The following is an 11,702-nucleotide window of genomic DNA, read 5'->3' as shown; positions in this document are numbered from 1 at the left end:
ACAATCAAAAAATAACAAGTCCATTTGCCAGCCTATTTTCCATCATGCTGCGTCGGTAAATTGACCTAATAGGCCCGCTGCCTGATGAAAAATATCCATGACAACTTTGGACTTGTTATTTATTTTCATGTTCCTTAATTGTTATATGATTAGGAGGTAAAAACTGTGGAAAGAGAAAATATACATTTTCTAATGCTTAATAGTAAGATTTTTAGAAACTCACAAATTTATTTAGATAGAGTTTTAAAAAAATACGAAATAAGTAGTGGTTCCATTTCATACATATTTACTTTAGAAAAAAATGAAGGTATTAGTCAAAATAAATTAAGTAAAGAAATAGGCAATGATAAAGCTATGTCAGCAAGAACGATTGCAAAACTTATAGAGTTAGACTTTGTATATAAGAAACAAGATGAAAAAGATAGCAGAGCCTGTAATCTATTTTTAACAGCAAAAGCTAAGGAACTAATACCACAAATTCGCAAGGATATTCAAGTTGTGGTGAACTTAGTAACAGAAGATTTAACTGAGGAAGAGAAAATTATTACTACAAGGTCCTTAAAAAAGATTTTAGATAGAACACAAAAATTAAAGGAAAAGGTTGAGGAATAATTTATTAAAAGGAGGAATTTAAATGGAGGAGAATATGGAAAAAGAAAATGTTAGAGGCAAATGGTCTATATTGGTTATTGTTTTAATGTTTACAGTTATGTCTGCCTTAGATGGTAGTATTGTAAATGTAGCATTACCCAAAATGGCTACTGCTTTAAATGTAACAACCTCAAGTATACAATTAGTTGCAACAAGTTACTTAATAGTTATTGCAGGGACAGTGTTGATTTTTGGAAGATTAGGAGATATGTTTGGGAAAGCCAAGATGTTTAAATTAGGATTGGGCCTGTTTACCTTTGGATCTTTGCTATGTGGCATTACAAATTCTTTTCCAATATTAATTTTAGCAAGAGTTGTACAAGCTATAGGAGCTGCAGGAACTATGGCTAATAATCAGGGAATTATTACAGAGACATTCCCGCCAAATGAAAGAGGAAAGGCACTTGGATTTTTAGGAACTTCTGTAGCACTAGGATCCTTAATAGGACCAGGTCTTGGAGGATTAATAGTGGGTGCAGCCAGCTGGGAATTTATTTTTTTAATAAATGTTCCTATTGGTATAGTAGCATTATTTTATGCTATGAAGTTATTACCTAAAGGTCGCAAAACAGTAAAAGGAAAGTTAGATATCATTGGCGCCGTATTATTTATATTTGTTATAGTTCCGCTTTTTGGTGCCTTAGATGAAGGATTAAATGTTGGTTTCACAAATCCAATGATTTTGTTAAGCTTTGCTGCCTCCATTATTTCATTTATAGCATTTATTTTTGTAGAAAAGAAAAAAGAAGATCCATTATTACAACTGCATATATTTGGCAATAAGTTATTTTCATTAAGTATATTTTGTGCATTTATAACATTTGTGGCAATATTCTGTAATAATATTATTCTGCCATTTTATCTTCAAGATGTAATGAACTATACTCCAGAACATACAGGATTAATACTTATGGTTTATCCTTTGCTTTTAACTGTAGTAGCACCTTTAAGCGGAAGTTTATCAGATAAAATTGGATCAGAAGTTTTAACTTTTATAGGTTTATTGCTTATAAGCTTAGGATTATTATTAATGGCTACTTTAAATGTAGATTCAAATTTATTGATTACAATAATACTTATAGGAATAATGTCTATTGGTATGGGATTATTTCAATCGCCTAATAATTCATTAATAATGTCTACAGTACCAAAAGATAAATTAGGAATCGCAGGGAGCGTAAATGCCTTAGTAAGAAACTTAGGAATGGTATGTGGAATAGCTTTAGCTACAACTCTTCTATATAGTATGATGAGTTTTAAAATAGGGTATCGTGTTACAGATTATGTTGTGGGAAGAAATGATGCTTTCATATATGGTATGAGAATTGTATATATAACTGCTGGAATAATAAGCTTTATAGGAGCCATATTAACTTTCTTAAGATTACGTGGAAAGAAATCTTAAGAAAGTTAAAAACTTGATTCTTAGCATTATATAGTAAGGAAAAACTTTTGAAACTTTGTTTTGAGCATAATTTTCCTCTTTAATTTAAGATATAAAATAAAAAACGAGTAGTGTAATCAACTGGATTTACGCGATTACACTACTCATTGTGTTATTTTCATTATATTAATTTTTCTATTTGTGCAAATTTTACTAGTGATAGTTTTCGCTATACTCTTAGTAAAATTCAAAATCTTATATTAATAGAAATTATAATTTTTCATTAGCTTTTTATCTTTGAATTGTATCAGTAGATATGTTCTTATTAGAAGTTTTATTTGCACGAACATAAGCATATTCAGGAGCTTTATATCCTGGCCCGTATAATAAAAATTCGATAATTTTCTTGATTAAAGTTTTATTGAATAATTTTTTCATTTAACATCACTTCTTTCTAGTATGTATACCTATATTATATTAGAAAATTTAGAAAATTGCAACATTATTAATGAATAACAATTATTAATTATCTTTATATCGTAAATTATTATAATAAAGTAGTTTATAAATTAATTATGTGTCCAATATTTTCCTTGATACCCATAGTAAAATTATTGTTTACAGAGGTGGACGATTATATAATTTAAATGAACTGTATTTACTGAGAAGTACTGTATTAGGGCAAATCAGCATTCATAACAAAAGATGAGTAAAAGGAGAACGATTACGTGGATATTAAAAAGAAACTTGCTTCATTTGTTTTAACTTTTGCAATTATACTAAGTTTTGGTCAAGGGATAAGTGTACAAGCTGCAACTGTTGATTCAAGTAGTAGTGATACACAATCATCAAATTCAGATCCAAATCCAGGGATACCTGAAAGCAAGCCAAATGCATTAAATGCTATTTCTAAGTATAACACTCAAAATATTAATAATATTGGAAATATCAATATAATATCAAATACAGGCTGGAAAAAAGAAAATGGATATTGGTATTATTATAAATCAGATAATACAAGGGCGAGTGGTTGGATTAATCCTGATGGCTATTGGTATTACTTAAATTATGATGGTAAAATGGCAACGGGTTGGTTAAACTCTTATAGTTCGTGGTATTATTTAGATAACTCGGGTAGAATGGTCACAGGTTGGAAGCTGCTAAATAATACTTGGTATTTTCTTAATAATTCTGGTGCTATGATAACTGGTCTTAATATAATAGATAATAAAACTTATATGTTTTATAGTAATGGGGCTATGACAACTAGGTGGATGCAAATAAATAATTATTGGTATTATTTTAACAATAGTGGAAGTATGGCTACAGGCTGGATCTTAAATAACGGAGTTTGGTATTATTTATATGATACTGGTGCAATGGCAAAGGGCTGGGTCAATGTTAGTGGAAATTGGTACTTCTTAAAGAACAGTGGAGCCATGGCAACAGGCTGGGTAAGTTCAGGAAGTGACTATTATTACTTAGATCCTTTTACAGGAAGATTACTTACAAACACAATAGCAGGTGGGTATCAAATCGGTCCTGATGGAAAAAGATCAGCAAAAGTTGACTCCTCAAATAGTGATTCTGGAGCAGTTACTGGGAGTATATATAAAGGTATAGATATTAGTCATTATAATGGACAGATTAATTTCACAAAAGTTAAAGCAGCTGGGATTCAAGTGGTTTACATGAAAGCTACCGAAGGGACAACTTATGTTGATAGTTATTTAGGGACTTATTATAATAATGCAAGAAATGCAGGACTAAAAATTGGTTTCTATCATTTTTTAGTTGGGACAAGCTCCCCTGAAACACAAGCACAAAATTTCTATAATAATATAAAAGATAAACAAAGTGACTTAAAGCCAGTATTAGATGTAGAAATAAATAGTTTTGATGTTATGGATTACACAATAAGATTTATTAATGAATTTAAAAGATTAAGCAATATGGATGTATGTATATATACATATTCAGATTTTATAAGTAATTTAGATAGTAGATTAGCTAAATATTCATTATGGGAGGCTAACTATTATAGGAATATTAATAATTTACCATCCAATAATATATGGAGTTCTAGAGCAGGCTTCCAATACACAGATCAAGGATCCATTGATGGAATTAGTGGTAATGTCGATTTAGATCAATTTACACAAGATATTTTTAGGTAATATTACGATGAGAACCAAGTCAAGAAGGAGGAGGTTCTCATTTTTTTATAGTTAACTTTTGGGTTAAGGTATGCTTTAGTATGATAAATATGTTTTTTGGAATATAATTGTTAATGAAAGAGAAAAGAAAAACTAATAATCATAAATCAATTTTAAGGAGTAATAAATGTGGAAATGAAGCTTTTTACAATGGAAATTATAGATAATAATAATAATAGTTTTAAAATTAAAATAAGTAATGATAAAGAGTACTTCTTAATAAAATTTGATCCTGTAAAAAAGGAATTATATTTTATAGATGATAATAATCTAACTAATTTTTTTAAGGTTCAGGAATATCAACTTAGAAAAATGCTGCATAATAAACGCATGGATACATATTATGTAGGATTTAAAGTAAAATTTGTTATAAGAGAAGACAAAGATGTTGCTGCTTTTAATGATAGAAGTAAAATAGTTGTGTTAGACAAGCGAAACAATAACTATGACAGCTACGTTATAGATGAAAATAGTGCTGAGGAAAAAATATTTAAAATTTTCACAGATGCCAGTTACCTTGAAAATAAGAATTACGGTGGTTTTGCATTTATAATAGAAGACTTGGAAGGAAATTATAATTTGTTTACAGAAAAAGTTGAAGGAATTGGAAGCAGCCAAGCCGAACTCGAAGCAGTAATAAAAGCTCTTGAATTATTAAAAGAGGTAGAAAAAATAAGAATAGTAACTGATAGCCAATATGTAAGAAAAGGCTTAACGGAGTGGCTGCCTCTTTGGAAATTAAATGGATTTAAAACCATCAATGGAGAAAAGGCTAAAAATATAGAAAAGTGGCTCTGCTTTGATAAGATATGTGAAGAAAAATATATTGAATTCCAATGGGTAAAAGCACATTCAAACCATTTTGAAAACTCTCTTTGTGATATGTATGCCAGAGATGCAGCTACAAATAAACTATTAACTTAAGGATGGCTTTGAAAAAACATTGAATAGTTCTAAATTTAATAATAGAATTATATTATGGCAAAAAATGCTCAATTATGTAGTTATTTATTAATAGATTTATAATTATGTTTTTTTAGATTATAAAGTGAGTTTTATTAAAATATTCTATAACGGAGATGGTATTATTAAGATTACATTATTTATATTATTATTTTTATGCTGTATTTTTTATTTGGTTTTAGGTATGTATTCCTATAAAATGGATAGGAAATCAAAAATAAATCAAGTATTTTTAGGGTTAAGTATTTGTTGCAGCTTTTGGGCGGGTGGATATGCAATGATGTTAACGTCTGAAGATATAAATATAGCATTTTTTTGGAGGGCTTTTGCTGTTTTTGGCTACTGTTTTTTTAATGGGTATTGGTTATATATTACGTTTTTATTCAATAGTACAGAATGTAAAAAATCAATATCAATAGTAAAAATTTTAGCGTTCATTCCTGCAACAATATTTTTTTTAGGTAATATTTTTATTGAACCGTCAGCAGCAATGACTAAAGTATATTATGGATGGATTGATGTATCTCCAGATATGTTTAGCCAAGTTAGTTATGGTATTTGGGCTACTATTATTGATACTTCTGGACTTGTAATATTGTTTTTAAGAGGTAAATATTCCAAAAAAAATAGAGTAAAAAGGCAAGCAAGTATTATTTTAATAACTTGTATTATCAGTGTCACTATAGGAATAATTACAGATTGTGTTTTACCTCTAATTGGTGTAGTTATCTTTCCTTCAGGGGTTTTGACGGTAACTATAGCCTTGGGAGGTGTTTATTATGCAATAAATAAGCATAAAATGATGTTAACCACCCCAAAATATATATCAGAGTACATTTTTAGAACTGTTATTGAACCTATTTTTATTTTGAATTTAGACTTTATTATTGAAAATTGCAATGATGCAGCATTATCTATAACTGATTACAAATTTTTGGAATTAGTTGGACAACCATTTAAAGGATTAATGGATGATGTGGATTTTAATTTTAAGGCTATAATGGAAAAAGGTTATGTAAAGAATGTTGAAGTTAAGCTAAAAAAGAATGATGGAAATTATACGGAATTCGAATTATCAAGCACAGTTATATATGATGAGTATAATGACGTACTTGGTATAGTAATATTATTACATGATATTTCTGAAAGAAAAAGAGTATCAGAAATAGAAAAAAACTATATGATGAAATTAGAAGATGCAAATATAATGCTTAAAATGCAGATTATAGATAGAATGAGAGCAGAAGAACAAATACGTCATTTTATATATTATGATGCTCTTACAGAGCTTCCCAATAGAAAAATGATGAGAGAAAATCTTAATATGTTATTGGAAAATAAAAATAATAAATTTGCAGTTCTTTTTATAGATCTAGATGGCTTTAAAAGCATAAATGACAATTGTGGGCACCAAGTTGGTGATAAGGTTCTTAAAAATGTGGCAGCTACATTAAAAGAAGTCATAGGCCTTAAGGATGATATTAGTAGAATTGGTGGTGACGAATTTATAATTCTATTAAGAAACTTAAAATCTAAGACTTATGCTCAAGAAATAGCAGTAAGGGTTCAAAATGCACTCAAAAAACCTTTTATATTTAATGAAGAACATTTAATCGTTGGTGCTAGCATAGGAATTAGTATATATCCTGATCATGGGGAGGATACAGATACTTTAATTAAAAAGGCTGACTTAGCTATGTATGAAGTTAAGAAAAATGGTGGTTTTGATTATGCAATATATTCTTCCAAAATGAACGATGCGTTTTTTGATAAATTAAAAATGAAAAAGAAGCTGAATAAAGCATTGATAGATAATGAATTTATAGTCTATTATCAGCCTATAATGGATTTAAAATCAATGGAAGTTTCATATTCAGAAGCCCTTATTAGATGGAAACATGGAGATAGAGTTATTTCTCCTGCAGAATTTATCCCCATTGCTAAGAATGTAGGTGAAATGGTTTCAATTGATAATTGGGTATTGCAAAATGCCTGTATGCAATGCAAGAGATGGCATGAACTTGGGAGAAATGAGGTTAGCGTATCAGTAAATACATCTTATGCTCAATTAAAACAACCTGAATTTGTACCATTAGTTCAGAATGTTTTAAAGATTTATTCGCTTCCTGCAGAATTTTTAAATATTGAAATTACTGAAGATGAAGCCATGGAAGATTTTGAAACAATTATTAACGTATTGACAGAGCTAAAAAGTATGGGGGTTAAAATCTCATTAGATGATTTTGGGACAGGCTATTCATCTATTAGCTATGCCAGCAGGTTACCTGTTGATAAACTAAAGATTGATAGGTCGCTTATAATGAACTTAGAAAAAAATTATAGAAATGTAATGATTGTAAAAGCGATTATAAACACAGGACATACTCTTGGTCTTAAAATGGTTGCAGAGGGAATTGAAACTGAAGAACAACTTAGAATTTTAACTGAGCTGGAATGTGATTATATTCAAGGGTATTTAATAGGAAAACCCATGGAAATAACGGAGTTTGAACATAAGTTTATTATTTCATAGCATGGAGAACATAAAATGGGAAACAGTAAGGAGTATGTCAATTTTATGATTTTTTAAAAGGCAGCTCCTTGCACTGAAACCCTGAAGCACCTTTGTGCCCGCCTCCGCCATATTTGATTGCTATTTTAGATACATCAACTGAATCTGAATACATAGATATTTTAAATAAATCTCCATCAAATGAAAATAACATAAATATTTCATACTTTCCTTGTTTGATGCTTTTAAAATAATCACTATTGGCCATACCTAAATTTACAGCAAAGCATTTATGGCCTTCAAATATTGTATCAAAGCCCATTTTTATATATTCTTTTGCCCAGCTGTCTCTATACTTTGCCATAACAACCCCTTCATGAATCATTTCTTGTTCAAAATTGACTTTTTTAAAGAACTTTAACCAATTCTTAGAACTAGGGCTGAAATCATAGGCATCGAAGGCAATTTGAAAATAACGAGTATTATCACCAAAATCAAATTTCCAAACATCCCAATCAGCAATTAATTTTGTAAACATAGGGGCAGCTTCTGTCATTAACAAATTAAAGGGGATGATATTTTTTTGACCTTTTTGAGTCATATGATTAAGATAGCAGTAAGTTAACATACATCCTGCAACTCCATCGTATCTAACACCTCTTATTTCAGGCTCAAAATCCTTATATTTTTCTATAGATGTTTTATGGTGATCTATCCAAGTAACATCTTTAGTTATCTTCAGTAGCTCAATCATGTCATCAGGTGATATTGAAAAATCAACAATATAGACTTGTTCATTAGGGTATATTGATTTCATAGGAAACTTCGTTCTATAGTCTATTTCTATAAACTCTTTAGCATAGCTATCTGTAATCATTAGACTTTTATGTATCCAAAATCCTGAACACTTTCCATCTGAATCATTATGATAAAAACATTTCATATAAAGTTCCTCCTAAATTTTAGTTCACCATATATTAATTATAACTTTATTTATTAATTTTATAGCTTATTTTTTAAATACATTTTTAAAAATACAGCCTCATAAAAATTTAAAAGTTTTTATTTTTGCATTATCCTTTACAAGATTCCAATGTCGTAGCTGAAACCTTGTATAGGATAGGATGAACCTAATTAATAGCCTAAATCCTATTGAAAATACAAACTATGAGGCTGTCAACGGAGAAATTATAATACCATATATGATACATACAGAGTTTAATTTTCAAATATATAAATATAAAATTAATAAGCTGAGATTTTCAATAAATTTAAATCTCAGCTTATTAATTTTTATAATGCTAATACAAATTAAAGAGGGTTCTTTTTTTGATTATTAACTTTATGGACCTTTGAAAAACCATTTATAGTATGCTCATTTTTTAATGTTCTCACATTTAAATCGTTTACGCTATTTTGTAAATTATCAATTGTGTTTGTTAACTCATTTATTGATTCTGCATTTTGTATATGCCCATCAAATAAAACTTCAATTTTAGGTTTTAAGTCATTTTCAACAGTAATATTGGTTTTATCAACTTTATATACTAGCTTATCAAGTTTTTCATTAATGTCAGCTCTCATATCGTTCATACTTAATTTCATGCCAGTAATATCTGATTTCATATCTTGAACTTCAGAATACATTTTATTAAGTAAATCAAACATTTTGCTGTTACTTGCCACAAGCAGCATCTCCTTTGGTTTAGTTGGATAGCCCCATGATATTGATTATGTTTTTTGCCTTACAATTTAATTACCTCCATTTAAAAAAGTATAGTTTGAATTTTCCATTTATATGTACTATAATTATTCCCCAAATTATAAATATTATATACATTTTTCCATTATCACTAATATGTTTTGAATGGTTGATTATTTTGTATTATCTCTTTAAGCTTTTTTTTTTATCAAATAACTATTAAAACTAGTAGAAGCAATTAGAATGTATCTAATAATTTAACATTAAGATATTTAATTTTACATTTCCATAATTTACCTTTAACAAATTAGGGTTAAAATCAATAATGTATAATTTAAATATAACATAGAAAGGAGAGTCTAAAAATAAACCGAAAATCCTATTTTTCGAAATTAATATAATAATAGAATATAGATTTATCTTTAAATAGATGAGGCGGGTAAGTCTATAAGATATATGAAGGGAGTTTAGGAGATTTGATAATGAATGTTTTAATCAGTACTAATCTAATTGATGGAAAGGAAATTGATAATATTTTTGAACTACTTGAGGAGCAAAAAGATCATTAAATCAGTGAAAAAGTTATTATTTTCTGGGACAATTGTTAATTAAGGAATTCAACTAGAGCAGTGCTGAATATAAATTAAGTTGTAAAATAATGAGGTGAAAGTGTATGAGAAAAAAGAGTTTATTATTAGGAATTGTTGTATCACTTATGATGGTAACTACAGGATGTTCCAGTATAACAACGGCTGCTTCTTCACAAGGCACAGCAGGACAAGCTGCTAATTCAGGGACAATTCAAATTATATATACGTCTGATGTACATTTTGGTTTAAAAAAAGATAGCTTTCAAGGAAGTAAGAATGTAGATTCAGATGTTGTAAATAAGGCTATGGTCAAAAAGATGAATTTGATGCCAACATTAACATTGCCATCTGATGGTGGAGTCAATGCAGATAAGAAAATAGGTGCAGTTGATGCTACAGTAGTAACTGGAGATATTGCCAATAGAGAAGAAGGTAAAGAGGGTTCTGCAATTCAGAATGCCGCTGCATCGTGGAATCAATTTAAAGCAGACTTTATTGATGGATTAACATTAACTGATAAAAATAATCAAAAATCACCGATATATTTAACTCCAGGCAATCATGACATTAGTAATGCTATTGGATTTACTAAACCTATGTATCCTGACAAAGATCCTACCTCATTTATAGAAATTTATAATAGAATGATGAAACCATCAACACCACTTACAAAGGATAATTTTGACTATTCTAAAGATAAGTTACATTATTCAAAAGATATAGGTGGAATTCATATGGAATTTTTAAATATTTGGCCTGATTCAGAAGAACGAGCATGGATGGAAAAAGACCTTGCTAGCGTATCTGCTAATACTCCAGTAATAATATTTACACATGTACCGCCGGTGGCAGAAGCAAAACTTTTTACTAATCCTAATGGAAGTCACGATATTAATGGAAATGATAAATTTGAAAACGAGATTGTAGATCAACTAGCAGATGGCAACACAGTTGATTCAGCTGATACAATAGAACAAGATGCACTTGCAGCATTTATTAAAAAACATCCTAATATTGTGGCATATTTCCATGGACATGACAATAAAAATGAATTTTATGATTGGAAGGGAACAGAAAGTAATCCAGTTAATCTTCATACTTTTCGTGTTGATTCACCAATGAAAGGAGATATTTCAGCTAAGGATGAAACTAAGCTTTCATACCAATTTATAGATATCGATCCTAAGGCTAAAAAAATGACAGTTCGTGAATGTTTATATGATGCAGACCCTAGTAATCCGAATGCATCAATCTCATGGGGGGCTTCTGAGACTATAGATTTAACGCCAGGAGAGAGCAATTAATGGTTAAATAAAGTATATAATAGATTTTCATGGAATAATTAGATGAGTTGAAGGCCAAGCTGTATTATTAAGTAATAATTTTTCTACACTTCATTTTCGATTATGAATATAAACTCAATAATCGGTCAAAAATAAAAATGAGGTGATAAGAATGACAAACTATAAATTTATTACAGATAACATTGAGAATGAATCAAATAATAAATCAAATACAGTAATGCCGGCAAAAAATAGAAAGAGACATAAACCAGTAAGGGGCATTCCTAGAGATATTTAATGAAGGGGTAAACCCGGTATAAATTAAAGCAAAAAGCACAGCGCTAAGTATAGATTAGCGCTGTGCTTTTTTTGATGATAATAGAATAAATTCTTCATTTTAT

At 29.1% G+C, this 11,702-nt stretch carries 10 protein-coding genes; 7 read left to right on the top strand and 3 right to left on the bottom strand.

Annotation, left to right across the window (positions count from 1 at the left end; all coding sequences use genetic code 11):
• The first annotated feature begins 165 nt into the window (after positions 1-165).
• Together COL3_RS20535 and COL3_RS20530 are read left to right on the top strand one after the other, a co-directional pair.
• Positions 166-612, top strand: a complete 447-nt coding sequence (locus COL3_RS20535; RefSeq protein WP_008421171.1) for a MarR family winged helix-turn-helix transcriptional regulator — start codon at positions 166-168, stop codon at positions 610-612.
• Between the two features lie 34 nt (positions 613-646).
• The gene (locus COL3_RS20530) at positions 647-2,056 is read left to right on the top strand and encodes an MFS transporter (RefSeq protein ID WP_035282972.1); all 1,410 of its coding nucleotides are present in this window, start codon (positions 647-649) and stop codon (positions 2,054-2,056) included.
• A gap of 270 nt (positions 2,057-2,326) precedes the next feature.
• Here COL3_RS20530 and COL3_RS28930 read toward each other — a convergent pair whose 3' ends face one another.
• The gene (locus COL3_RS28930) at positions 2,327-2,473 is read right to left on the bottom strand and encodes a hypothetical protein (RefSeq protein WP_180277968.1); all 147 of its coding nucleotides are present in this window, start codon (positions 2,471-2,473) and stop codon (positions 2,327-2,329) included.
• A gap of 290 nt (positions 2,474-2,763) precedes the next feature.
• Here COL3_RS28930 and COL3_RS20525 point away from each other — a divergent pair, with 290 nt between their 5' ends.
• The 3 genes from COL3_RS20525 (at position 2,764) to COL3_RS20515 (ending at position 7,747) form a co-directional block, all read left to right on the top strand.
• Positions 2,764-4,212, top strand: a complete 1,449-nt coding sequence (locus tag COL3_RS20525; protein ID WP_008421167.1) for a GH25 family lysozyme — start codon at positions 2,764-2,766, stop codon at positions 4,210-4,212.
• Positions 4,213-4,386: 174 nt separating this feature from the next.
• Positions 4,387-5,175 carry a ribonuclease H gene (locus tag COL3_RS20520; protein ID WP_242982164.1) on the top strand — a complete coding sequence of 263 codons (789 nt, stop codon included), beginning with the start codon at positions 4,387-4,389 and terminating at the stop codon, positions 5,173-5,175.
• Positions 5,176-5,299: 124 nt separating this feature from the next.
• Entirely contained in the window at positions 5,300-7,747 is a 2,448-nt protein-coding gene (locus tag COL3_RS20515; RefSeq protein WP_008421163.1) for an EAL domain-containing protein, read from the top strand.
• Positions 7,748-7,790: 43 nt separating this feature from the next.
• Here the strand turns inward: COL3_RS20515 and COL3_RS20510 are convergent, their stop codons facing one another.
• The gene (locus COL3_RS20510; protein ID WP_008421161.1) at positions 7,791-8,669 is read right to left on the bottom strand and encodes a DHHA1 domain-containing protein; all 879 of its coding nucleotides are present in this window, start codon (positions 8,667-8,669) and stop codon (positions 7,791-7,793) included.
• Positions 8,670-9,037: 368 nt separating this feature from the next.
• Positions 9,038-9,412 (bottom strand): hypothetical protein, encoded by a 375-nt coding sequence (locus COL3_RS20505; RefSeq protein ID WP_008421159.1) that lies wholly within the window; start codon positions 9,410-9,412, stop codon positions 9,038-9,040.
• 689 nt (positions 9,413-10,101) lie between these two features.
• Here COL3_RS20505 and COL3_RS20500 point away from each other — a divergent pair.
• Both COL3_RS20500 and COL3_RS29630 read left to right on the top strand, forming a co-directional pair.
• Positions 10,102-11,322, top strand: a complete 1,221-nt coding sequence (locus tag COL3_RS20500) for a metallophosphoesterase (RefSeq protein ID WP_008421156.1) — start codon at positions 10,102-10,104, stop codon at positions 11,320-11,322.
• 151 nt (positions 11,323-11,473) lie between these two features.
• The gene (locus COL3_RS29630) at positions 11,474-11,599 is read left to right on the top strand and encodes a hypothetical protein (RefSeq protein ID WP_008421154.1); all 126 of its coding nucleotides are present in this window, start codon (positions 11,474-11,476) and stop codon (positions 11,597-11,599) included.
• Positions 11,600-11,702: the final 103 nt, after the last annotated feature.

Source organism: Clostridium sp. LS (assembly GCF_002760435.1).
In the GTDB taxonomy this organism is placed as follows: domain Bacteria; phylum Bacillota; class Clostridia; order Clostridiales; family Clostridiaceae; genus Clostridium.
The sequence above is the reverse complement of the archived record's forward strand: the minus strand, read 5'-3'. Positions and strand labels throughout refer to the sequence as shown.

Excerpts from the sequence above, each read along its gene's own strand:
- COL3_RS20530 (WP_035282972.1), top strand. The coding sequence starts at position 647 with ATGGAAAAAGAAAATGTTAGAGGCAAATGGTCTATATTGGTTATTGTT.
- COL3_RS28930 (WP_180277968.1), bottom strand. The coding sequence starts at position 2,473 with ATGAAAAAATTATTCAATAAAACTTTAATCAAGAAAATTATCGAATTT.
- COL3_RS20520 (WP_242982164.1), top strand. The coding sequence starts at position 4,387 with ATGAAGCTTTTTACAATGGAAATTATAGATAATAATAATAATAGTTTT.
- COL3_RS20510 (WP_008421161.1), bottom strand. The coding sequence starts at position 8,669 with ATGAAATGTTTTTATCATAATGATTCAGATGGAAAGTGTTCAGGATTT.
- COL3_RS20500 (WP_008421156.1), top strand. The coding sequence starts at position 10,102 with ATGAGAAAAAAGAGTTTATTATTAGGAATTGTTGTATCACTTATGATG.
- COL3_RS29630 (WP_008421154.1), top strand. The coding sequence starts at position 11,474 with ATGACAAACTATAAATTTATTACAGATAACATTGAGAATGAATCAAAT.